The sequence below is a fragment of the Bordetella genomosp. 2 genome (genome assembly GCF_002261345.1).
In the GTDB taxonomy this organism is placed as follows: domain Bacteria; phylum Pseudomonadota; class Gammaproteobacteria; order Burkholderiales; family Burkholderiaceae_B; genus Bordetella_A.
The window spans coordinates 452768-476482 of the sequence record NZ_NEVT01000003.1 but is presented as its reverse complement, the minus strand read 5'-3'; the positions used below and the strand labels follow the sequence as shown (position 1 = coordinate 476482).

General features: G+C 69.7%; 21 protein-coding genes. 5 read left to right on the top strand and 16 right to left on the bottom strand.

The genetic code is table 11. The features are described 5' to 3' along the window. The first annotated feature begins 132 nt into the window (after positions 1-132). Positions 133-924 carry an IclR family transcriptional regulator gene (locus CAL24_RS04315; RefSeq protein ID WP_094805822.1) on the top strand — a complete coding sequence of 264 codons (792 nt, stop codon included), beginning with the start codon at positions 133-135 and terminating at the stop codon, positions 922-924. Between the two features lie 12 nt (positions 925-936). On the opposite strand, the gene CAL24_RS04310 is transcribed toward CAL24_RS04315, so the two are convergent. The 13 genes from CAL24_RS04310 to CAL24_RS04250 form a co-directional block, all read right to left on the bottom strand. Then, a complete protein-coding gene (locus CAL24_RS04310) occupies positions 937-1776 on the bottom strand; it encodes an HpcH/HpaI aldolase/citrate lyase family protein (protein ID WP_094805821.1) in 840 nt (279 codons plus the stop codon). Continuing rightward, complete coding sequence (locus CAL24_RS04305; RefSeq protein ID WP_094805820.1) at positions 1760-2980, bottom strand: MFS transporter; 1221 nt, start codon at positions 2978-2980, stop codon at positions 1760-1762. Before CAL24_RS04305 ends, CAL24_RS04310 begins: the two co-directional genes overlap by 17 nt. Beyond that, complete coding sequence (locus tag CAL24_RS04300; RefSeq protein ID WP_094805819.1) at positions 2977-3735, bottom strand: GntR family transcriptional regulator; 759 nt, start codon at positions 3733-3735, stop codon at positions 2977-2979. The genes CAL24_RS04305 and CAL24_RS04300 overlap by 4 nt, the downstream gene beginning before the upstream one ends. Next, entirely contained in the window at positions 3732-4922 is a 1191-nt protein-coding gene (locus CAL24_RS04295; protein WP_094805818.1) for a CaiB/BaiF CoA transferase family protein, read from the bottom strand. The genes CAL24_RS04300 and CAL24_RS04295 overlap by 4 nt, the downstream gene beginning before the upstream one ends. Further along, positions 4919-6073, bottom strand: a complete 1155-nt coding sequence (locus CAL24_RS04290; RefSeq protein WP_094805817.1) for an acyl-CoA dehydrogenase family protein — start codon at positions 6071-6073, stop codon at positions 4919-4921. The genes CAL24_RS04295 and CAL24_RS04290 overlap by 4 nt, the downstream gene beginning before the upstream one ends. 39 nt (positions 6074-6112) lie before the next feature. Then, on the bottom strand, positions 6113-7513 hold the full coding sequence (locus tag CAL24_RS04285) for an MmgE/PrpD family protein (RefSeq protein WP_094805816.1): 1401 nt from the start codon (positions 7511-7513) through the stop codon (positions 6113-6115). Between the two features lie 28 nt (positions 7514-7541). Further along, a complete protein-coding gene (locus CAL24_RS04280) occupies positions 7542-8813 on the bottom strand; it encodes a TRAP transporter large permease (RefSeq protein ID WP_094805815.1) in 1272 nt (423 codons plus the stop codon). Next, positions 8810-9442, bottom strand: coding sequence for a TRAP transporter small permease (locus CAL24_RS04275; RefSeq protein ID WP_170947023.1), 633 nt, complete (start codon positions 9440-9442; stop codon positions 8810-8812). The genes CAL24_RS04280 and CAL24_RS04275 overlap by 4 nt, the downstream gene beginning before the upstream one ends. Then, positions 9429-10433, bottom strand: a complete 1005-nt coding sequence (gene dctP / locus CAL24_RS04270; protein ID WP_094805814.1) for a TRAP transporter substrate-binding protein DctP — start codon at positions 10431-10433, stop codon at positions 9429-9431. Before dctP (CAL24_RS04270) ends, CAL24_RS04275 begins: the two co-directional genes overlap by 14 nt. Then, positions 10430-12046 (bottom strand): amidase, encoded by a 1617-nt coding sequence (locus CAL24_RS04265; protein ID WP_094805813.1) that lies wholly within the window; start codon positions 12044-12046, stop codon positions 10430-10432. Before CAL24_RS04265 ends, dctP (CAL24_RS04270) begins: the two co-directional genes overlap by 4 nt. Before the next feature lies 1 nt (position 12047). Beyond that, entirely contained in the window at positions 12048-13037 is a 990-nt protein-coding gene (dctP, locus tag CAL24_RS04260) for a TRAP transporter substrate-binding protein DctP (RefSeq protein ID WP_094805812.1), read from the bottom strand. 60 nt (positions 13038-13097) lie between these two features. Continuing rightward, positions 13098-13601, bottom strand: coding sequence for a MaoC family dehydratase (locus CAL24_RS04255; RefSeq protein ID WP_094805811.1), 504 nt, complete (start codon positions 13599-13601; stop codon positions 13098-13100). 91 nt (positions 13602-13692) lie between these two features. Continuing rightward, entirely contained in the window at positions 13693-14580 is an 888-nt protein-coding gene (locus tag CAL24_RS04250) for a LysR family transcriptional regulator (protein WP_094805810.1), read from the bottom strand. Between the two features lie 126 nt (positions 14581-14706). Between CAL24_RS04250 and CAL24_RS04245 the strand changes: the two genes are divergently transcribed. The 3 genes from CAL24_RS04245 to CAL24_RS04235 all read left to right on the top strand — a co-directional run bounded on the left by CAL24_RS04245 (position 14707) and on the right by CAL24_RS04235 (position 18642). Next, on the top strand, positions 14707-16386 hold the full coding sequence (locus tag CAL24_RS04245; protein WP_432759277.1) for an acyl-CoA dehydrogenase family protein: 1680 nt from the start codon (positions 14707-14709) through the stop codon (positions 16384-16386). Between the two features lie 99 nt (positions 16387-16485). After that, a complete protein-coding gene (locus CAL24_RS04240; RefSeq protein ID WP_094805808.1) occupies positions 16486-17463 on the top strand; it encodes a Bug family tripartite tricarboxylate transporter substrate binding protein in 978 nt (325 codons plus the stop codon). Positions 17464-17472: 9 nt separating this feature from the next. Next, the gene (locus tag CAL24_RS04235; protein ID WP_094805807.1) at positions 17473-18642 is read left to right on the top strand and encodes a CaiB/BaiF CoA transferase family protein; all 1170 of its coding nucleotides are present in this window, start codon (positions 17473-17475) and stop codon (positions 18640-18642) included. Positions 18643-18663: 21 nt separating this feature from the next. Here CAL24_RS04235 and CAL24_RS04230 read toward each other — a convergent pair whose 3' ends face one another. Together CAL24_RS04230 and CAL24_RS04225 are read right to left on the bottom strand one after the other, a co-directional pair. Next, positions 18664-19635 (bottom strand): Bug family tripartite tricarboxylate transporter substrate binding protein, encoded by a 972-nt coding sequence (locus CAL24_RS04230; protein ID WP_432759283.1) that lies wholly within the window; start codon positions 19633-19635, stop codon positions 18664-18666. Positions 19636-19642: 7 nt separating this feature from the next. Beyond that, positions 19643-20923 (bottom strand): amidase, encoded by a 1281-nt coding sequence (locus tag CAL24_RS04225; protein WP_094805805.1) that lies wholly within the window; start codon positions 20921-20923, stop codon positions 19643-19645. A gap of 86 nt (positions 20924-21009) precedes the next feature. Here CAL24_RS04225 and CAL24_RS04220 point away from each other — a divergent pair, with 86 nt between their 5' ends. Next, positions 21010-21921, top strand: a complete 912-nt coding sequence (locus tag CAL24_RS04220) for a LysR substrate-binding domain-containing protein (protein WP_094805804.1) — start codon at positions 21010-21012, stop codon at positions 21919-21921. 12 nt (positions 21922-21933) lie between these two features. Here the strand turns inward: CAL24_RS04220 and ggt are convergent, their stop codons facing one another. Further along, positions 21934-23685, bottom strand: a complete 1752-nt coding sequence (ggt, locus tag CAL24_RS04215) for a gamma-glutamyltransferase (protein ID WP_094805803.1) — start codon at positions 23683-23685, stop codon at positions 21934-21936. Positions 23686-23715 lie beyond the last annotated feature (30 nt).

Below are 23715 nucleotides of genomic sequence, written 5' to 3'. Positions count from 1 at the left end.
GGGATGTTCCGTTTTTCGGAACATAGTACTGTTTTTCGGTATGATAGCGATGCTACCAAGCGCCGGGCAAGATCGGGTTTTCCCGGGAAGCCCGCTTGCGCCGCCCTACAATGCGCCAGCAAGGACTGACCAATGAGCCAAGCCTCCAAACTTCCTCCTCTAGAACGCTATGTGCGCATCCTTGAGCTACTGGCCTCCTTCCCGGACGGGCTCGGGTTGAGCGATATCGCGCGGATGCTCGCGCTGCCCAAGACCAGCGCTCATCGGCTGCTGGGAACCATGCAGGATTCACAACTCGTCGACGTGGCGTCCGGCGGCACGTATGTCCTGGGCAACCGGGTGCGCCGCCTGGCCTATACCGGCGCGAATACCGAATGGGTGGCCGCCGTCGTCAAACCGCACCTGGCCGACCTGGCGGCCGAAACCGACGAAACCTGCTACTTGGCCAAGCTGCATGCCGGGCACCGCGTATCCTCTATCCTGATGGAAGCGCCGGACACACCCTGGCGCGGCTTCGTCCTGCCAGGAAAGGGGATGGCGCCACACGCGGCCGCATCGGCCAAGGCGATACTCGCCTTTCAGCCCGATGCCGTAATCCAGGCGGCGCTGGCCGAGCCGCTACCCGTGCTGACAGCGAACACGCGCACCGATCCGGCGCAGATCCTGCAGGAATACGAACAAGTGCGGCGGCAGGGCTATGCCACTTGCATAGGGGAGATCGACGAAGGCCTGGCCGCGCTTGGCGTGCCAGTGCACGTGCCGCACCTGGGCGTGGTCTACAGCCTGGGAGTCACCGGGCCGATGCAGAGACTCAAGACGAAGAACCTCGAGAACATTGCGCGCATCATGCAGCGCTATGCGCAACGCGTGTCCGACGCCCTGGCGGCCGGCTACATGCGCCAGCCGCCGGATCCCGCCCCCTGACGGCCGGCCGCATCAGTCCCGCGGAGTCTCCGGCCCCGGCGCGCGGGAATCGCCGCCTGCCTGCGCCAGCCAGGCCAGCGCCAGGTCGTGCAGCGGCTTGTCCACCAGCTTGCCATCCACGGTCATGGCGCCGCGTCCGCCCTCGGCCACCGCGCGCGCCACGCGGCGCGCCCAGGAGAGCTCTTCGTCCGATGGCACGAACCCGCGATTGACGGGCTCGACCTGGCGCGGGTGAATACACAGCTTGCCGCCGAATCCCAGGCGCCGCGCCGCTTCGGCTTCGGCCTGCAGGGCCGATGCGTCGGCCCATTGCAGCGCCGTGCCGTCGATCGGCGCGGCCAACCCGGCCAGGCGCGACGCCATCACCAAGGCCACGCGGGCAGGCAGCCAGCCGGCCTCGGCCTGTATGCCGGTATCGCGGGCAAAATCCACACTGCCGAACACCAGGCGGCCCACGCCCGGCGCGCGCGCCAGTTCGCGCGACCGCTCGACGCCCCACGCGGTCTCGATCAATGGGAACAGCGTCACCGCCGCGCCGAGCTGCTGCCCGACGCCGGCCAGGACCGCCGGATCCTCCGCTTTGGGCAGCATCACTGCGCGGCCGCCGGCCTGTCGCAGCGCGCGCAGGTCGTCGTCGAACCAGGGCGTGCCGGCGCCGTTGACGCGCACCATCACGGCCGCGCCGGATGCCGCCAGCCAGTCGGCCACGGCGCGCCGCGCCAGCGGCTTGGCGGCGGGCAGGACGGCGTCTTCCAGGTCGAGCACGACCGCATCGGCGCCGGCCGCCATGGCCTTGTCGAACCGCTCCGGACGATCGCCAGGGACGAACAGCAGGCTACGCAGACGATTCATGAGCGGCGGGCTCCCGGGAGGCAAACCGGCGCCGTTGGCTGACTAGCAGCAGGCCGAACAACAACGCCGGAATGACGATGATGAGGAAGGCAATGCGATAGCTGTCGAGCTGGGCGGCAATGGCGCCGAACAGCGGGGGCCCCAGCACCACGCCCAGAAACGTGCACGTAAGCGCCCCGCCAGTGGCCAGGCCGGCCTTGCCGGCCGGCGCCTGGCGCGCCACTTCGGCCAGGTAGACACCGTTCCAGCCGACCGCGGCCGCCCCCAGCACCATCAGCGCCAGGGCCACCGCCGGCACTGGCGCCCCAGCCGGCAGCAGCGCCAGCGCCAGGGTTCCCAGCACCATGAGCAAGGCCAGGACAGCCAGCATGCGGACCGCCCCCAGGTAGCGGTCGGCGCACCAGCCCCACAGCAGGCGTCCGCCTACGCCGGCCACCTGCCCCAGCGACAGCATCAAGCCCGCGGCCACCAGGGTATAGGCCAGGCTGTCATGCAGATAAGTCACGACGTAGGCGCTGAATGACCATTGCATGGCCGAAAAACACAGCGAGGCGCCGGCCAGCAGCGCCAGCGGGCGCCGCGAGAAAATCAGGGCCAGCGGCGCGCGCAAGTCGCCCAGGCCGGCGCGCCGGGCCGGATTGCGGTCCGCGTCCAGCATGCCGCGCACGCTCTGCGCCAGGGCGGCGCAAGCCAGGCATGCCAGCGCCGCCGCCAGCACGGCGCCGCGCCAGCCGATGGCGATTTCCAGCTTGGGCGCCAACAGCCCGGCCAGCACGCCGCCGAGCGGCACGCCGGTCTGCTTGACGGAGAACACGAACGACATCCGTTGTGGCGGCGTCGTCTGGATCAGCAGATGCGAGCTGGCCGGCGTGATCGGCCCGTAGCCCAGCCCCAGCAGCACCGCGCCCACGGCCAGCAAGGCGACATGGCCGGACAAGCTGCACGCCAGCCCCAGCGCGCACAGCACCAGGCCCCACTGGCTGGCGCGGATGGCGCCATGGCGCGCGATCCATCCGCCGGCCATCAGGCTGCCCGCCATCGCGCCAATGTAGATCAGGGCGACATATACGCCGACCGACTCGGCGCTCATGCCGGTCGAGGTGCTCAGCACCGGCGCCAACACCGGCACCACCAGCGCGGCGGCCGAGACCAGCGCCTGCACGGCCAGTGTGATGGCCAGCGTCCCGCCCGCCGAAACCCTCACGCCGGCACCTGCCAGTCGCGGCGGAACGACTCCCGGTAGCTGAAACGGTCGGCCGGGTGCACGCTGACGGCCAGCTCGACCAGCGCATCGCGCGCATCCAGGTAGCGGCGCTCCAGCCGTAGGCCGGCCGAGCCCGGCTCGGCCGCCAGGCGCCTGGCGGTGGCCGCATCCAGCACCACGGCCCGGATATCCTGGTGCACGGTCTTGATCTGCACGTCGAACTCTTCTTCCAGCACGGCATACAGCGCCCGCGTCATGCGACCGTGAATGCCGGAGACGGCGCGGAACGCGGGCGCCAGGTAAGCGTCGGTCATGCAGATGGGGGCATCGTGCGCCTCGGTATAGCGCAGCCCCCATACATGCAGCCAGGTCTCGCCGGACGATGCGTCCAGCATGTCGGCCAGTTCGCCGTCCACCTCCAGGAGGGCCTGTCCTTCGATCTCCAGCGAAGTCTCGTAGGCGTATTGACGCAGGTCGGTAATGCCCGACATGGTCTGTGTATATTGGGTGACCGGCGCCTCGGCCAACACCCGGCTGCCGACGCCCGGCTGGCGCGTCACCAGGCCCATCCGGACCAACTGCTTGACAGCCTCGCGGACGGTGAAGCGCGATACGCCGAACTGGTCGCACAGTTCGAACTCGGTGGGCAGCAGGCTGCCCACCGGATAGCGGCCGGAGCGGATTTCATTGACCAGCGTGGTGGCCAACTGCAAGTATCGCGGACGGCCTCCCGGCGCTTCGATCTTCACGGTCATAGAACAGCATTCTTCCTCAGGCTTGCGATCTGCTCGGGCCCATACCCCGCCTGGGCCAGCAGCGCATCGGTATCGGCGCCCATGGCCGGCGCGGCGCGCGCCAGCGGGGCTTCGCCAGGGCAACGGATCGGCGAGGCCACGTTCTTGATGGTTCTGCCTTCGTCGTCCCGCGCATCGAGCAGGCAATTGCGGGCCTGCACGAAGGGGTTGTCCAGCGCCTGCGCTACATCATAAACCGGCGCCGCCGGCACTCGGCCGGCGAAGCGCTTCATCCAGTTGCCGGTGGTGTCGGTCATGAAGACCGCCTCCAGTTCCGCATTGAAGCGGTCGCGGTGGCGCAGGCGGTCCTGGAAGCTGCGGTAGTCCGGGTGTTCTGCCCACTCGGGATGCCCCATGGCCTGCGCCAGCAAGGGCCAGAACTTCTCCTTGTTGCACATGATGAAGATCCAGCCATCGGCAGTGCGGTACAACTGGCTGGGCACCAGCGACGGATGGCCGGACCGGGGCGCGCGGCCGGTTTCGTGGCCGCCGTTCAAATACCAGGTGGCCAGGTAGCCCAGGTTGTGCAGCGCCACGTCGAACAGGCTGACGTCCACGTCGCGCCCCAGGCCGGTCTGGCGCGCGCCCAGCACGGCCGACACCAGGCCCAGCGCCGCCGTCGTGCCGGTCATCAGGTCGATGATGGACAGGCCAAAGCGCGATGGCGGCCCTTCAGGCTCGCCTGTCAGCGACAAGTAGCCGGCCTCCGCCTGCATCAGGTAGTCGTAGCCCGGCCAGCCGGCCCGTTCGCCGTCGCGTCCATAGGCCGACAGGTGCACGCAGACGATATCCGGCCGCACCTCGCGCATGGCCTCGTAGGTCAAGCCGAGGCGGCCCGGCAGATCGCCGCGCAGATTATTGAAAACCGCATCGGCATGGCGGCACAGGTCGCGCAGCACTTGCTGCCCTTCGGGCGTCTTCAAGTCCAGCGTGACGCTCTTCTTGTTGCGGTTGAAGGCTTGGTAAAAATGGCTGTTGCCCGGCCCGAAATAATGCGGCCCGACCGCGCGCCCCACGTCGCCGCCGTCGTGGGGGTTCTCGATCTTGATCACTTCGGCGCCCAGGTCGGCCAAATGCTGCGTGCCGAACGGCCCCGCCCCATACTGCTCCACAGAGACGACGCGCAACCCTGTCAGCGGCAAGCTCATATACGATTCCTTTCTACCAGTTGCTTGGCAATGATGATGCGCTGCATCTCGTTGGTGCCCTCGCCGATCACCAACAGCGGCGCATCGCGGTAGAAACGTTCGACCAGGTACTCTTTCGAGTAGCCGTAGCCGCCGTGGATGCGCATGGCCTCCAGGCTGTTCTCGACCGCCGTCTCGGTAGCGAACAGCTTGGCCATCCCGGCTTCCATGTCGCAGCGCTCGCCGCGGTCATAGGCCGCCGCGGCGCGCAGGGTCAGCAGGCGCGATGCTTCGGTGCGGGTTGCCATCTCGCCCAGCTTGGTCTGGATGGCCTGGTGCTCGCAGATCGGCTTGCCGAACGTCTTGCGCTGCTGCGCGTACTTCACCGATTCGCGCAAGGCCGCCTGCGCCACGCCCACGCCGCGCGCCGCCACGTTGATGCGCCCGAGTTCCAGCCCATTCAGCACCATCTGCAGCCCGCGGCCCTCGACCCCGCCGATCAACCGGTCGGCTGGGATGCGATAGTCCTCGAACACCAATTCAGTCGAATCGATGCCCTTGTAGCCGAGCTTCTCCAGTTTGCGGCTGACCGCGAAACCCGGACCTTTCTCGGCAATGAACAGGCTCATGCCCTTGTGGCGCGGCTCTGCCTGCGGATCGGTCTTGACCAGCAGGGCGAAGCAGTTGCCGTAGTAGCCGTTGGTGATCCACATCTTGGTGCCGTTCACCACATAGGTATCGCCCTCGCGGCGCGCCACCGTGCGGATGGCCTGCAGGTCGGTGCCGCAATCGGGTTCGGTCAGGCCGATGCCGCCGCGCAGCTCGCCGGTGGCGAAGCGCGGCAGGAAGGCGCGCTTCTGCGCCTCCGTGCCGTTGCGCTGCACCGCGGCGGCCATGATCAAGTGAGAATTCAGGATGCCCGAGAGCGACATCCATTCTTCCGAAATGCGTTCGATGATCTTGGCATAGGTCACGGTGGACAACCCCAGCCCGCCGTACTCGGGCGCGATGAGGCAGCCGAACAGGCCCATCGCCTTCATCTTCTCGACGATCTCCTCGGGATAGATGTCGTCGTGCTCGAACTGCCAGACATGCGGACGCACCTCCTGTTCCAGAAAGCGGCCTACCATGTCCAGGATCAACTGCTCCTGGCTCTCGTCATTCGCGGTCATGCGGTGTCTCCCTTCAAGAATGGGTTGGCGGCTGCCCGCTCAGGCTTGCCCCAGTTGATCGGCCAGGTCGCGGGCCCAGCCCTGCTCCAGGCCCAACACGCAACGCTCGATGGACTCGGCGCGCGCCTCGGCGACCTGGCGCAGCGCGTTGTCGCGAAACTTGGCGCGGATATCGCCGGCGGTCAGCGGGCGGTCCTCCGCGCCCCGGTTGACCGCCTCGCGCTCGCGCAGCGTGCGGCCGTCCTTCAGTTCGACGATGACTTCGCCCGAGTAATGACGCGGGAAACCGCTGGCCGGGTCATGCCGGTAATCGGTGACGGCGGCTAGCGCCAGCACGGCGGGATCGCGCAGGGCGGCCTCCTCGAGGTCGTCCAGGGTCAGCCGCCCCTTGCACAGCGCGGTCCCGACCAGATAGGGGATGCTGAACTGCGCCTCATAGCTGTTGGCGGGCTTGCGCTTGGCGGCTTCCGGCTCGCACACCGTCTTGACGACTTCGGCCGGCACCAGCACGGTGACGCGGCGCACCTGCTCCGCACGCACGCCCTGGGCGTGCAGGCGCACCGCCGCGTCTACGCTGGCGTGCGTGAAATGGCAGGCCGGCAGCGGCTTGACCGACACCCGCTCCACCTCCCACAGTTCGCCCAGGTCCGCCGTCGCCAGCTCCAGGTCGTAGCCGGTGGCGCCGAGGTGGCTGGCGTACAGGCCGAAGCGCCCCTCATAGGCCAGCCGGGTGCCGGTGTAGCCGTGCTTGCCGAACGTCGCGGACGTGATGCCGGCGTTGGCGGCCCAGCCCGGATGCATGCGCTTGTTCCAGGCCCCGTCATTGAGGAATTCGAGGCTGCCCGCCGCGACGGACAGCGCGATGCCCTGCGCGTCCACCATCTGCGCGGCGTCCAGGCCGAGCAGCCAGCCGGCCGCGAGCGTGCAGCCGAAGGCGCCGATCAGGCCGGTGGGGTGGAACCCGACCTGGTGGAACCCGCCCTTGGCGACCGCGCCCAGCCGCGTGGCGACCTCCATGCCCAGCACATAAGCCGCGACCATGTCGGCGCCGGAACGGTTGTCGCGCGCGGCCAGCGCCAGCACGGTCGGCAGCACCGACGCGGTGGCATGGATCACGCCGCGCGCGTGCGTGTCGTCGTAGTCCAGCCCATGCACCAGCACTCCGTTGGCCAGCGCCGCATTGCGCGGATCCAGGCGCAGCGGGCTGCCGATCACCACGCTGTCGCCGCCCCCGTCCAGTTCGGCGATGGCCGCCAGCGCGCGGCGCGAGAAATCATAGCCATGCGAAGCCAGAGCGATGCCGATGGAATCCAGCATCAGCAGGCGGGCGCACTCGCGCACCCGCTCGGGGATGCGGGCGCCGTCGAAGCCGGCCGCGTAGCGCGCCAGCGTTTCAGAAACCGCCGCCCCGGCGGCCGGCGTAGCTGCATTGTCTTTCATGTGCGTCTCCAGATTCGGTGAGCGTCCCTCAGGTCACCAGCATCAGCGACAGCGAGGGCACGAAGGTAATCAGGGCCAGCGACACCAGGCGGGTCGCGTAGAACGGCACGACGCCGCGCGCGACCTGCTCCACCGGAATGCGCGCGATGCCGCTCATGACGAACAGGTTCAGGCCGATGGGCGGGGTCAGCGTGGCGATCTCGACGTTGGCGACCATGATCACGGCGAAATGCACCGGGTCGATGCCCAGGTGGGTGGCCATGGGGAACAACAGCGGCGCGGTCAGCACAATCATCGCCACGCCGTCCAGGAACATGCCCAGCACCAGCAGCACGGCATTGGCCAACAGCAGGAACTGCCAGGCCGTCATGTCCATGCGCTCCATGAACCCGATCAGCGAGGCCGACACGCCCATGCGCGCCAGGATGAAGCCGATCAGGCTGCCGCCCATCACCACCATGAAGATCATGGTGGATTGCAGGATGGATTCCTGCGACACCTGCCACACGCCGCGCCAGCTCATGGTGCGATACAGCACCACGCACAGCAGCGCGGCATAGCCCGCCGCCACCGCCGACACCTCGGTGGGCGTGAAGATGCCCAGATAGATGCTGCCCAGCACTAGCACCGGCATCGACAACGCGCCGGCGGCGCGCGGCAGGCGCCGTGCGAATCCGGCCAGGTCGGGCCGGCCGGTCGTGGCGCCGTAGCCATGGCGGCGCGTCAGCCAGACGGTGGTCAGCAGCAGCAATGCCGCCTCCATCAGGCCGGGCACGATGCCCGCCACGAACAGCTTGTCCACCGGCAGGCCGACGATGGAGCCGATCAGGATGAAACCGAGCGACGGCGGAATCATCAGGCCCAGGGTGCCGCCCACGGCCACTAGCGCGGCCGAGAAGCGCGGCGGATAGTTCTCGCGCTTGAGGCCGTCCACCGTGGCGGCGCCGATGGCGGCCGCCGAGCCGACGCTCGAACCGGACACAGCCGCGAAGAACACGCAGGCGAGCATCACCGTCAGCGCCAGGCCGCCGCGCACGCAGCGCACCAGGCTGCCGATCAGCTCTATCATCACGGCGACGATGTTGCCGCGCATCATCAGGTTGCCCATCAGCACGAACATCGGGATCGCCATCAGCGGGTAGCTGTTGATCGACTTGAAGGCGGTCTGCGCCACGACCGTGAGCGGCACCCCGTCGACCGACATGACCATGGCGCTGGACACCAGGCCCATGGCCGTGCCGACGTGCGCGCCCAGCGCGAGCAGCACCAGCAGGCCCATTACGGAAAGTGCGAGCGTCATAGCAGCGGCTCCTGGCGGGTCAGAGCGGCGGCGACGCCGGCGTCCGGCTCCTCATCGGCCGGCGGGCTGGCGAACGGGTCGCCCCAGCGCCATGCATGCCAGGCGGCGCACGCGTAGTACAGGAACAGGGCCACGCCGCCCACCGGCATGGCCAGGAACAACAGCCACATCGGCACTTCCAGTGAAGACTCGGACACCATGCCCATGGCGTAGAAGCGCTGTACTTGCGGAATGGACGAATAGCCCAGGATGAAGGCGAACGCCATGCCCGCCGCGCACGACAACAGCCAGACCACGCGCTGCGCCGCACCGGGCAGGCGCTGCACCAGCAGTTCGGTGCGGATATGGCACCGGCGGAACCCGGCGATGCCCAGCGTCAGGAAGAACGCCCACACCATCAGGAAGCGTACCGACTCCTCGGCCCAGAAATAACTGACGTTGAACACGTAGCGGCTCACCCCTTCCAGGATCATGATGGCCGTGGCGCCCAGCGCCAGGATGGTGGCCACCGCCAGCACCAGCCGCGACGCGCGCCCCAGCCGGCCGAATTCCGGCGCCGCGCGGGTGGCGCTCCCGCCCCGCTGCCGCGCCACCGACAGCGAGGCCGAATCGAACTCACTTGCCATCATGGATGCACTCCTTGCGTATGTGTTCCAGTTGCGCGACCGCATCGGCGTGCTTGCCGCGAAAGCCGGCCCCGGCCGCCACGAAACGCTCTTTGAGCTGCTCGACTTCGGCGGGCGCCATGACGCGGTAGTGGCCGCCCTGCGCCACCATCCGGTCGATCAGCGCGCGGTCCTTGGCCACCGTTTCCTGCCATTGCCGGGCGATGATTTCCTGCAGCACCTCGCGGATCGCCGCGCGCTGCGCTTGCGGCAGCCCGTCCAGCCATTGCTTGTCGACCGTCACGGCCGACGTGGCCAGGCCCATGCCCGGCGCCAGAGTCGCGTATCTGGCGGTATTGCCCAGCACGTCCACCCATCCCGCCGGCGATGTCATGGCGCCATCGATGGCGCCCTGCGACAGGGCCGCCGACATTTCCGAGGCGGACATCGAGATCGGGCTGGCCTGCACGGCGCGCATCGCGTCCAGCATGATCTGTCCGCCGATCACGCGCACCTTCTGGCCTTTCAAGTCGGCCACCGTCCGGATGTCGCGGTCTTTCATCAGGAAAATGAGATCGGCGGTGCGCAGGAAGCCCAGCACCTGCATGCCGCGCGGCTCCAGGTAACCCGAAATCATGCGCGTGAATGCGTCGGCGAAGCAGGCATTGGTCATTTCCTCGGTCGTCAGGGCGAACGGCAGGCTGGCCAGGCCGGCCCGCGCATCGAACTGTTCCAGCCGCGAAGTCACCGGCCACACCATATGCACCGCGCCCGTGCCGAGCGCGGCCAGCCCGTCGCGGTCGTTGTAAAGCTGCGAGGCCGGGAAATACTTGCCCTGCACGGCGCCGTCGGTGCGCTTGGCGACCTCGGCGATGAACTGCTCGATGTAGGGGCTGGGGTTCGTGGCCAGCGGGATTTCGCTGGTAATGATCATGTCGGCCGCCGCCGCGGGGGCTCCCCAGCCGATGGCCAGCGCGGCGCACCACGGCGCGGCCTTGCGCCAGAATGCATTCATGTCGTCTCCTCTTCGTGAATCGTGCCGGCCGGGTCATTGCTGGCCGCCGGGCGCCGCAGGTGCCAGCTGGTGAGCTGCTGGAACAGCCGGCCCAGCGCCAGCACGCGGTCTTCGCCCAGCGGCGGCCCGACCAGTTGCATGCCCAGCGGCAAGCCGCCGGCGCCAAGACCCACCGGTACGGTCAAGGCCGGCAGGCCCAGGTAGTTGATGCCGCGCGTCCAGGCGGACAGCAGGGCAAAGTCGCGCTCCAGGCGCGCCTGGTCGCCGGACTGCGCGTCTTCGACCGGCGGCGCCACGTCGGGAGTGGTGGGCAGCAGCACCGCATCGGCGTCGCCCTGCACTTCGCGCAGGTAGCGCCGCAGGAATGGCCCGCGCAACCGCAGCGCATCGCAGTAGTCCACCCCTGGCACCAACAGGCCGCGCGCAATGCGGCGGCGCACCTGGCGGCCGTACTGGCCGCCGCGCTCGCGCAGCCAGCGCTGGTGCATGGCGGCCGCCTCCACCGCCAGCAGGACGGACGCCAGCTGGCCGGCGCGCTGCAACAGCGCATAAGGCGAGGCCACCGGCACGCACTCCACGCCGGCATCGCGCCAGACGCGCACGGCCTCGTCCAGCGCGCCGCGCATGCCGGCAGACAAGGGATCGCCGTCGCGCCACTGCGGCACCGCCAGGCGGATCCGGCGCGGCAGCGTCCCGACGCTGATGGCGGCGTCCAGGCACGCCAGGTCGGCGCCATCGGCCCCCGCCATGGCCCGGTAGGCCTGGCCGCACAGCTCGGCGGTATGCGCCAGCGGCCCGATGCAGTCCAGACTGGGGGACAACGGCATGGCGCCCGCCATGCTGATGCGATGTTGCGAGGGCTTGAGGCCGGTCAGCCCGCACAGCGCGGCGGGCAAGCGCACCGAACCGCCGGTATCCGAGCCGATGGCCAGCGGCACATGGCCGGCCGCGACCGACATGGCCGCGCCGCTCGAGCTGCCGCCCGACGCCCTGGCGGTATCCCACGGATTGCGGCCAGGGCCGTAGGCGGCGTTCCAGCCAGTGGGCGACATGGCGAACTCGGCCATGTGCTGGGTGCCCAGCACGACCGCCCCGGCGGCGCGCAAGCGCGCCACGATGGTGGCATCGGCGGCCGCCGCCGCGCAGTCGCGCCGCAGCGGCGAGCCCCAGCCACAGGCATGGCCCTGCCAGTCGAACATGTCCTTGATGCCTACCGGCATGCCGTGCAGCGGACCGCGCACGCGCCCGTCGCGCCGTTCCGCGTCGCGCAGCCCGGCCTCGGCGAGCACTCCGGCGGCGTCGATATCCACCCACGCCAGGCGGCCGGGCGGCGCGCGTTCGATCTGCGCCAGGCTGGCGTGCACCTGGGTCGCGCTGTCCCGGCCATCGTCCGTGGCGGGCGGCGGGGCGTCCGGCCATGCCTGCGGAGCGAGCGCCCGCAGCTGTTGGCCGAATGGCACGGTGGCCTGCGTCGGGTCCAGCCCGGCCGCCTCCTCCGCCACGGCCGCCGCCAAGTCGGCCACCGCCTCCACCAGGTCCGGCACGTCCCCCGCCTCCAGCGGCAGCCGGCGCGCCCGCGCCCATTGCCGCGCCGACTCGACCAGTTCGTCCATGTCAGACTCCGCAGCGCTTGGCGATGGCATCGACTTGCCGGACTACGTCGGCGTACTTGTCGGTGTAGCTCTTCTTGGCCGTATCGGCGCGCGCCTGCCATTCCGCCGCGGCGGCCCCGTCGGCGACACGGTAGACGGCGCCCTCCTGCTCCATCTGCCTGACCAACTTGGCGTCGGCCGCGCGCGCCTCTGCCCATTGGCGCTTGAGAATACTGTCCAGGCTGGCGACCACCGCGTCGCGCTGCGGCGGCGTCAGCTGGTCCATCCAGCTCCGGTCGGCCACCACCGCATATGTCGCCAGCGACATGCCGGGCACATGGAAGGCATATTTGCCGGTCTTGCCGATCATCTCGGCCCAGCCGGCCGGCGAGGTCAGCACACCATCGATGGCGCCCTGCGCCAGCGCCGTGCTCATTTCCGACGCCGCCATCGAAATCGGGCTGGCGCCGAAGCTGCGCACCATGTCCAGGAAAATGCGCCCGCCCGTCACGCGCAGCTTGGCTCCGTCCATGTCGGCCAGCGACCGCACGTCGCGGTCGCGGAAAATGAAGAACAGGTCCGCGGTACGCAGCAGGCCCAGCACTTGCAGCTGGCGCGACTTCAGGCGATCGGACATTAACTCCGTGAGACTGCTGGCGAAGCAGGCGTTTTCCATCTTCTGGTCCGACAGCCCGAACGGCAGGTTCACATAGCCCAGGCCGGGGTCCAGCGTTTCCAGCCGGACCGACACCGGCCACACCATGTGCACGGCGCCCGTGCCCAGGGCGGCCAGGCCGTCCTGGTCGTTGTAGAGCTGCGAGGCCGGGAACACCTTGACCTGCACTTCGCCGTTGGTGCGCTTGGCCACGTCTTCGGCGAATTCATTCATGTAGCGGGTTTTCCAGTGCGAGGCCGCGACTTCCGACGTCAGCACCATTTCGACGGCGCCCGCGGCGAGCGGCGACGCCAGCGCGAGCAGCAGAGCCGCCCGGCATAACAGCGGGTGAAACATGGCAATACCTCCTCTGGTGAGTACTGCGATGCGGCGCGGGCGCGACCCGCGCGAGAGGCCCTACTGGTCGCCCACGCCATGGCCCCGCTTGGGAACCAGGCAGGCGCGGACGAAATTCATCACTTCCACGCCGTGCTGGTTGTAGGCGCGCGTGCGGGTAGTGACGATGCCTTGCGTCGGCCGGCTACGCGATTCGCGCAGTTCCAGCACTTCCGATTCGGCGTACAGGGTGTCGCCGGCAAACACGGGCGCGGTCAGGTTGATTTCCTTCCAGCCCAGGTTGGCGATGGCCTTGCCGCTGACATCGCCGACCGTCATGCCCAATACGACCGCCACCGTCAGGCCGCTGTTTACCAGCAGCCGGCCGAATTCGCTCTGGCCGGCGTACGCGGCGTCGCAATGCATCGGATGGAAATTCATCGTCAGCAGCGAGAACTGGATGTTGTCGGCATCGGTCAGGGTGCGCCCCGGCCGGTGCTCATATACGGCCCCCAGCTCGAATTCCTCCAGATACCGTCCGAAGCTGAAGCGATAGCGCTTGGGACCTACGGCCACGACCTCCATGCCTGCCTCCTTTGTCTGTTTTGTCACTTTGTATGGACAAATGCTCGGACAGAACGAATGGCGTGTCAACGATTTTTTATCGTGCGGTGCATCATCGGCCGTATTGGGCCCGCACCAGCTCCACCGCCGTGCGCAGCAGCGGCGTATCGATCTCGCGCCCCCAGATCGCCTGGCTGACCGAGCGCGCCTGGTGGTCGAAGGCGATGAAGCGCGTGCCGGCCAGGCCGCTGCGCGCCAGGCAGGCCGGCACGATCGACACACCCAGCCCCTGCGACACCAGCGCCGCCACGCTGAGCCAATGCCGGACTTCATGGCGGATCAGCGGATGGAAGCCGGCCGTCACGCACAAGGACAGCACCGTCTCGTGATAGCTGGGCGAGGCTGCGCGCGCGAACAGGATGAAGTCGTCGTGGGCCAGCGCCTGCAGCGACACGCGGCGGCGATTCGCCAGCGGATGCGTATCCGGCACGCACAGCACGAACGGCTCGGCCACCAGGTCCAGGGTCTGCACTTCGGCGGGCGCGGGGTTGGCGTGAATGAAACCCAGGTCCTGCTCGCCCCGCCGCACGGCTTCGATCTGGTCGTGCGAATTCAGCTCGGTCAGCACGTGCTCGACATCCGGCAAGGCGGCGCGCATGGCCGCGAGCAGGTCCGGCAGGCCGCGGTACAGCATGGAGCCGACGAAGCCGATGCGCAGGCGCCCGCGCAGGCCGGCGTCGACGCGCTGCACCAGCGTGCCGACCGCCTCGGACTGGCGCAACAAGGCTTGCGCCTCGCGGTACAGCACCCGGCCGGCTTCGGTCAGCGCCACATGGCGGCTGGTGCGTTCCAGCAGGCGCACCCCCAGCGTGGCCTCGAGCTGCCGGATGGCGTAGCTGAGCGGCGGCTGCGAAATATGCAGGCGCGCGGCGGCCCGGCTGAAATGCCGTTCTTCCGCCACGGCGATGAAATAGCGCAGCAGGCGCGGTTCGAGATCCATGAGTGGCCTGTCCCCCTGGGGCATTGATACATTTCTTGTATTGTTCTACACAAAAACGGTATTTGTATAGATAGATTGCATGAGACAACATGGGGCTTCCCTATCTGCCCCCGTCGCGCCATGTCCATGCCTGCCGCCGCCACCGCCGTGCCCGATTCGCGCGGCCTCAATCTGTTCCGCGCCGACCCTTATGCCGCCGGCCTGTGCGCCCTGTACCTGCCGGCCGACCTGCACGGCCACTTGCTGCCGCACCTGGACCGCCTGGGCGCGCTGGCCGGCGGACGCATCGACGAGCTGGCGGCGGTGGCCGACAAGCATCCGCCCACCCTGTCGGTGCGCGACCGCGCCGGCCAGGACGAGTCGCGCGTGCACAAGCATCCCGCCTATGTCGAACTCGAGCGCCTGGCCTACAGCGAATTCGGACTGGCCGCCCTGTCGCATCGCGGCGGCGTGCTCGGCTGGCCCGCGCCCATGCCGCCGGCCGCCAAGTACGCGCTCAGCCATTTGTTCGTGCAGGGCGAATTCGGCCTGTGCTGCCCGGTCAGCATGACCGATTCGCTGGCGCGCACGCTGCGCAAGTTCGGCGACCCGGCGCTCATCGAGCGCGTCTTGCCGCAAGTGACGTCGCAGGATTTCGATACCTTGCGCCAGGGTGCCATGTTCATGACCGAGCAAGGCGCCGGCTCTGACGTCAGCGCCACCACCACCCGCGCCGAGCTGCATGCCGACGGGTCCTGGCGGCTGCACGGCGACAAGTGGTTCTGCTCCAACCCGGATGCCGGTTTCGCCATGGTGCTGGCGCGCAGCGAGCCGGTCGAGGGCCTGAAGGGCGTGTCGCTGTTCCTGCTGCCGCGCGATTTGCCGGACGGCGCGCACAACCACTATCGCATCCTGCGCCTGAAGGACAAGCTGGGCACGCGCTCGATGGCCAGCGGCGAGATCCGCCTGGAGGGCGCGCTGGCCTGGCTGGTGGGCGAGCGCGGCCAGGGCTTCAAGCACATGGCCGACATGATCAACAACTCGCGCCTGTCCAACGGCATGCGCGCCGCCGGCCTGATGCGGCGCGCCGTGACCGAGGCCGTGTATTTCGCCCAGCAGCGCCGCGCTTTCGGCAAGCGCCTGATCGACATGCCGCTGATGCGCCGGCAGCTGGCCAAGATGAGCGTGTGGGCCGAGCAGGCGCGCAGCGTGATGTTCCAGACCGCCCAGGCGCTGGCCGAGTCCGAACGCGATGCCGAAGCGGCCGCGCTGGCGCGCGTGCTGACGCCCCTGATCAAGTTCCGCGCCTGCCGCGATGCGCGCAAGGTCACCGGCGACGGCATGGAGGTGCGCGGCGGCTGCGGCTACATCGAGGAATTCGTCGAGGCCCGCCTGGTGCGCGACGCGCACCTGGGCTCGATCTGGGAAGGCACCAGCAACATCGTGGCGCTGGACGTGCTGCGCGCCATCCAGAAGACCGATGCGCTGGCCGCGCTGCGCCGCCGCATCGACACGCTGCTGCACGAGGGCGCGCCGTGCGACCCCGCGCTGGCCGACGCGCAGGCGCGCGCGCTGGACGGCGCCTGCGCGCTGGCGCGCCATGCCGCCCACGAGGACCGGCCCGACCTGGCGCGCCAGGCGGCGTCGGCGCTGTACCACGCCGTGTCGCTGGCGGCGCTGCGCTGGGAGGCCCGGGCGCCCGGCCTGGCCAGCCGCGCCGTGCTGGCCGACCAGGTCTTGCGCCATCGCCTGATGCCGCGCGACCCTTGCGCCCTGCCCGCCGACGAGGATGTGGCCTGCCGCGCCCTGCTGGCCGACGCCCTGTAGCCCCCGCGGCGGCGGCCCCGCCGGGCCACCGCCTTGACAACAGCGCATCCGACCCGCGCAACGCGGGCGAGCCTGCGCCCCCACCCAGGAGAGACACTCATGCAACGACGCTTTTTTTGCCTGGCCATGGCCGGCGCCGCCCTGCTGGCGGCCGCACCCGTGCCGGCCGCCGAGGCGTTCCCGGACCGTCCCGTGACGCTGGTGGTGCCCTTCCCGCCCGGCGGCCCCACGGACGCGCTGGCGCGCCGCCTGGCCGACGGGTTGAAAGACCAGTTGAAGCAGACCGTGGTGGTGGAAAACCGCGGCGGGGCCGGCGGCAACATCGGCGCCGAGCACGTCGCCAACGCCACGCCCGACGGCTATACGATCCTGTTCGGCACTTCCGGGCCGCTGGCCATCAACGTGAGCCTGTATCGCAACCAGCAGTACGACCCGCAGAAGAGCTTCGCGCCCGTCATCCGCATCGGCCACCTGCCCAACATCCTGGTGGTGCACCCGTCGCTGCCGGTCCACAACGCGCAGGAACTGATCGCCTACGCCAAACAGCACCCCGACCGGCTCAGCTATGCCTCGTCCGGCAACGGGGCGTCGTCGCACCTGGCCGGCATCCTGTTCAACAAGATGGCGGGCACCAACATCCTGCACGTGCCCTACAAGGGCACCGGCCCGGCGCTCAACGACCTGCTGGGCGGGCAGGTCTCGATGTCGTTCACCGACATCCTGACCGCGCTGCCGCACGTGCAGGCCGGCACGCTGCGCGCCATCGGCCTGGCCAGCGCCGAGCGCTCCGACGCGCTGCCCGACCTGCCCACGCTGGCCGAACAAGGGCTGGCGGGCTATGACGTCAGCGTCTTTTTCGGCATCGTCGCGCCCAAGGGCACGCCGCCGGACGTGGTCGGGACGCTCAACCGCGCGTTCGTCGCCGCGCTGGCCGACCCCGGCGTGAAGCAGACCTTGCGCAAGCAGGGCATTGTCGAGGCCGACGACCAGACCCCGCAGGGGCTGGCCACGTTCATCGCCGCCCAGGTGCCGAAATGGCGCGCCGTGATCCAGGAAGCCCACGTGGCCATGGACTGAGGAACCCCCATGACTTTTGCCGCACTGCAGGCCGGCGCCCTGGCCGGCTGCAAGATCATCGACCTGTCGCGCGTGCTGGGCGGCCCCTACTGCACCCAGCTGCTCGCCGACCATGGCGCCGACGTCATCAAGTTCGAACCGCCCTCCGGCGACGAAACGCGCGGCTGGGGCCCGCCGTTCCTGGACGATACGGCGTCGTACTTCATCGGCGTAAATCGCAACAAGCGCGGCATGACGCTGGACCTGGCCCAGCCGGCCGGCCAGGAGCTGCTGCGCCGGCTGCTGGCCGACGCCGACGTGCTGGTGGAAAACTTCAAGCCGGGCACCCTGGAGAAATGGGGGCTGGGCTACGACGCGCTGAGCCGCGAGTTCCCCCGCTTGATCCACTGCCGCGTGAGCGGCTTCGGCGCCGACGGGCCGCTGGGCGGCCTGCCCGGCTACGACGCCTGCGCCCAGGCCATGTGCGGACTGATGAGCGTGAACGGCGACGCGCAGGGCGAAGCCACGCGGGTCGGGCTGCCGGTGGTCGACATGGTCACCGGCCTGAATGCCGCGGTGGCCGTCCTGCTGGCCCTGAACGAACGGATGCGCAGCGGCCTCGGGCAGTTCCTGGACATCACCCTGTACGACTGCGCGGTATCGCTGCTGCATCCGCATGCCGCCAATTATTTCTACAGCGGCAAGGTGCCCGGCCGCACCGGCAATGCCCATCCCAACATCGCGCCCTACGAGACGCTGCCGACACGCAGCGGGCCGATCTTCCTGGCGGTCGGCAACAACCGGCAATTCGCCGCGCTGGCCCGCGTGCTGGGCGCGCCCGCCTTGCCCGACGACCCGCGCTTCGCCACCAATGCCGAGCGGCTGCAGCATCGCGACGCCTTGCGCGAAGCCCTGGCGGAGCTGCTGGCGGCGCACGATGCGGCGACGCTGGCCGAACAGTTGCTGCGCGCCGGCGTGCCGGCCGCGGCGGTACAGAACGTCGAGGACGTGCTCGGGCATCCCCACACGCGGCATCGCGGCATGGTGCTCGAGCAGGACGGTTACCGCGGCGTGGGTTCGCCCATCAAGCTGTCGCGCACGCCCGCCACGCTGCGACGCCTGCCGCCGGCGCTGGGCGAGCACAATGACGAAGTGCGCCGGGAGGTGGGGCCGGTTCCCGCTGAAAAGCGCCCTGCATAACCCGCCCCGGGGCAGGCCTGATCAGTCGGACGTCGCGCCGGCGGCCTGCACGACCTGTTTCCATTGCTGGAACTCGGCCTGCTGGCGGCGCGCCAGCTCGGCCGGCCCGTCGCTCATCATGGCGACGCCGAGCTGGTCGAACTTCTGCCGCAGAGCCGGGTCCGCCATGACCTGGCGTATGGCCGCATGCAAGGCCTCGACCGTCGCCGGCGGCGCCTGGCGGGCCGCATAGAAGGCCACCCAGAGGTCGCCGCTGAAGCCTGGCACGGCCTCGTTGATGGCCGGCACGTCCGGCAACAGCGGGCTGCGCGCCTCGCTGCTGACGCCCAGCGCGCGCAGCTTGCCGGCCTTGATGCTTTCCAGCGCCGATGGCAGGCTGGCGAACAACATGGGCACCTGGTTGCCGAGCACGTCGCTCATGGCCGGCGCGACGCCGCGATAGGGAATATGCCGCAGCCGCAGGCCGCCCCGCTCATTGAGCATCTCGCCCAGCAGGTGGTTCAGCGTGCCGGCTCCCGCCGAGGCGTATTCATACTGGTCCGGATTCGCCTTGGCCAGCGCCATGAATTCCTGCAGGTCCCGCGCCGGGAACGACGGGTTCACGCACAGCACGTTCGGCACCTGTCCCACCGCCGCGATCGGCGCGAAGTCGGCAATCGGGTCGAACTTCGCGTCCGGGTACACCCAGGGCACGATCAACTGGTTGCTGTTGGCGGTGAACAATACCGTGTAGCCGTCCGCCGGCTCGCGCAGGAAAGCCTGGGTGCCCACCACCCCGCCCGCGCCGGGCTTGTTGACCACCACCACCGGCTGCCCCAGCACCGGCGCCAGTTTCTCGGCCATGATGCGGGCCACGATATCCACCGTGCCGCCCGGCGCGGTCGGCACGAAGATATTGAGCGGCCGGCTGGGATAATCGTCCGCCGCGCCCGCGGCGCCCGGCAGGCCGAACGCGATGCACAGCGCCAGCGCCCCTTTCTTCAAGCTCTTCAAGTACACGTCATTCCCCTTCTTGCGTGAGTAAGTGATGCAGGCGGCGGCCATGGGCGAGCAGCGCATGATCGTGCCCCCAGCCGGCGACCAGTTGCAGGCCGAGCGGCAGCCCGGCGGGCGTGCGCGCGGTCGGCAGGTGCAGGCATGGCCATCCCAGCACCGACCAGATCTTGTTGAAGGCGGCCGAGCCGGTGTGCCGCAGGCCGTGCGGCGCCGGTCCGGGCGTGCTGAAGGTCAGCACCAGGTCGGCGCCGCCGTAGAGGCGGTCCCAGCCATGGCGCAGCGCGGCCTGCAGCGCCCGCATGTCGCGGTACTGCGGCGCGCCGATCGCCAGCCCGTGCGCCACCGCCTGGCGCAGCGCGGGGCTCAGCGCTTCGGCGCTGCGCGCGACTACCGGCGCCAGGCTGCGCGCGAATTCGTAGTGCATGATCACCGCGTGCGCCTGCAGCAGCCGCGCGGTCTCGGGCTCCATGCCGACGCGCTCGCACTGCATGCCGGCGGCGCGCAGCCGCGCGCAGGCGCGGGCAAGCTCGGCCTGGCTGTGGCCGCAGGCGCTGGCCTCCGGATTGCAATCCTGCACGGCGATCAGCAGCGGCCGCCCGGCAGGCTGGCGGGGCGCCGCGTCATTGAGCAGCACGTCGGCGAGACAGCGCGCATCGTCGATGCTGTTGGTGTACCAGCCGATCGTGTCGAGCGATTCGCAGGTGAGCTTCATGCCGTCGCGGAACACGCGGTCGAAGCTGGGCTTGAATCCCACCACGCCGCAGAACGCGGCGGGCCGGATCATCGAGCCGCCGGTCTGGGTGCCGAGCGCCGCCGGCACCATGCCCGCCGCCACCGCCGCCGCCGATCCGCTCGACGAGCCGCCCGGCGTATGTTCCGGCGCGTGCGGGTTGCGGGTCGGCCCGGGGCTGCGAAAGGCGAACTCCGCCGTCACGGTCTTGCCGATCGGCACCGCGCCGGCCGCGCGCAGCATGGCCACGCAGCAGGCGTCGAAGCGCGCCTGCTGCGCCGGCAGCGCCGCGCCATGGCCGGTGGGCATGCCGGCCACGTCCATCACATCCTTGATGCCCACCGGCACGCCGGCCAACGGCCCGCTCCGGTGCGCCGCCGCGTCCAGGCCGGCCAGCGCGTCGGCGCCCAGCACATGGGTCCAGGCGCGGATGCCGCCATCGAGCCGCGCGATCGCGTCGAGGGCCTGCCGCGCCGCGTCCCACGGCCCGGCGCGGCCGGCCTCCACGTCCCGCGCAATGGCATTCACCGACAAAGGGAAAGCAGCAGCCCGCATCAAGATCCGCACCTGATGGCATCCAAGACATGCGGCATCTTAGAAAGCGGATTAATCTATGTCTATTTCATAATTTCCGTGAAATTATGTTGAAATCAGAATTAATCTTCCTGGACGGGCGCCTGCTGGTGCTGTTCTGCACCGTCGCCGAGGAACTGCATTTCGGGCGGGCGGCCGCCCGCCTGTTCATGACCCAACCGCCGCTCACCCAGCAGATCAAGCGGCTCGAATCGATCGTCGGCGTCCCGCTGTTTGCGCGCACCACGCGCTCGGTCAAGCTGACGCCCGCCGGCGCAGTCATGTACGAGCGGGCCCGCCGGCTGGCGGCGGATACCCAGCTGATGCTGCGCCAGACGCGCCAGGCGGCGCGCGGCGAGATCGGCACGCTAGCGGTCGGCATCACGCCCAGCGCCGCCAGTTCGCCGCTGGTGTCCGCGCTGAGCCACTACCGCGACGCCCATCCGGAGGTGCGCATCGAACTGCGCGAGATGAATTCGATCGACATGGAGCCGGCGCTGCGCGCCCGGCAGGTGGACGTCGCCGTGATGCGGCCGCATCCCGTGCCGGCCGACATCGAGACGCGCATCGTGTTCGAGGAGCCGCTATGCGTCGCGGTGCGGCGCGATCACGCCCTGGCCGGCCGCCGCCAGGTGTCATTGAAAGACCTGGCGGCGCATACGCTGGTGGGTTACCAGCAGGATGTCTCGCCCTACTTCCATGCCATGGTGCACCGCCTGTTCCGGCATGCGCGGCTCAAGCCCGACATCGGCCAGGAAAGCGTGATCCCCACCCTGTTGACGCTGGTCGAGGCCGGCGTCGGCCCCGCCATCGTGCCGCAGTCGCTGTCGCGGCTGCGCGGCGATTCGCTGCATTTCCTGCCGCTGCGCGGCGCGGCGGCCCCGCGCGCGCAGATCATGGTGGCGGCGCTGCAGGGGCAGCCCAATGCCGCGGTGGAGGGCTTCGTCGCCGCGCTGTCGCAGTCCCGCGCGCGGCGCTGACGGCGCCGGCGCTCACTCGCCCAGCGCCAGCCCTTCGCGACGTGGATCGGCGCCTCCCACCAGCTCGCCGGGTCGGATGACGATGCCCTGTAGCCCGCTGGGAAAATCGACCATCTTCACTTCGTGCCCCATGCCGCGCAATGCCGGCGCCAGGTCCTGCAGCGAGCTGCCGCGCTCCAGTTCGGTGGCCTGGTTGCGGCTGCCCAGGTTGGGCAGCGAGATGGCCTGCTGGATGTCCAGGTTCCAGTCCAGCACGCCCACCAGCGTCTTGGCCACATAGTTGATGATGGCGCTGCCGCCGGGCGAGCCGACCGCCAGATAGGGCTGGTCGTCGCGGAACACGATCATGGGCGCCATGGAGCTGCGTGGCCGCTTGCCGCCCTGCACGCGATTGGCCACCAGGCGGCCTTCCGGATCCTTGAAGGACAGCGAGAAGTCGGTGAGCTCGTTATTGAGCAGGAACCCGCGCACGAAGATCTTGCTGCCGAATGCCGACTCGATGGTATTGGTCATCGACACGACGTTGCCCTGCGCATCCACGACCGACACGTGGGTGGTCGAGGGCAGCTCCAGGGCGTCGTCGCGCGCCCGGCTGGCCAGCAGGCCGGCCGGGTCGCCGGGCAAGGCCGTGCCCATGCTGCGGTCGGGCCGCACCAGCGCGGCGCGCCGCGCCAGGTAGGCGGGCGCGAGCATGGCCTGCGTCGGCACGCGCGCGAAGTCCGGATCGGCCACGTAGAAGCCCCGGTCGGCGTAGGCCAGCCGGCCCGCCTCGGCGAAGTAGTGCGCGGCCTGCACGCTGCGCGGGCCCAGCTTGTCCATGGGGAAATGTTCCAGCACGCCCAGCATCTGCAGCACCGCCAGCGGGCCGCTGCTGGGCGGCGGCGCGCCGCACAGGCGATAGCCGCGGTAGTCGCCGCAGACCGGCTCGCGCACCCGCGCCTTGTAGCCCGCCAGGTCGGCCACGCTGAGGTCGCCGGGCGTGGCGTGCGCGCGCACGGCCGCCACGATGTCGTGCGCGATGTCGCCGTGGTAGAACGCGGCGGCGCCCTTGTCGGCCACGCGCCGCAGCACCTCCGCGTATTCGGGGTTCTTCAGCACGTGCCCGACCGGCCAGGGCTGGCCATCGGGCGCCAGGAAGTAGCGCGCGGCGGCCGGCTGCGCCGCCAGCGCCTCGCGCGATTCGGCCACCATGGCATGCAGGCGCGGCGAGACTTCGAAGCCCTGCGTGGCCAGCTCGATGGCCGGCTGGAACAGGGTCCGCCAGGGCAGCCGGCCCTGCTGCCGGTGCGCCAGTTCCAGGCCGCGCAACAAGCCGGGCGTGCCCACCGACAGGCCGCTGTCGACGGCCTGCCGGAAGGGCAGCGGCTTGCCGTCGCGCATGAAGCGGTCCGGCCGGGCCGCCGCCGGCGCCGTTTCGCGGCTGTCGTAGACGCGCACCTGCCGGGGGCCGGCGGCATAGTGCACCATGAACCCGCCCCCGCCGATGCCCGAGGACTGGGGCTCGGTCAGCCCCAGCACCAGTTGGGCGGCAATGGCCGCGTCCGCCGCGCTGCCGCCTGCCTTCAGGATGCGATACCCCGCCTGCGTGGCCAGCGGGTTGGCGGTCGCCACCATGAAATGCCGCGCGCTCACCGCCTGCTTGGCCTGGTAGCCGGACGCGGCTTCCGGGTTGAGGTTCTCGTGCGCCGGGACGGCCACCTGGCCGGCCGCGGGCCCGCACAGCAGCGCGGCGCATAGCGCCGCCGTCCATTGTCGAATGTGCATCGTCGTCTCCGTGGGTGGCGCGGCGCCGGC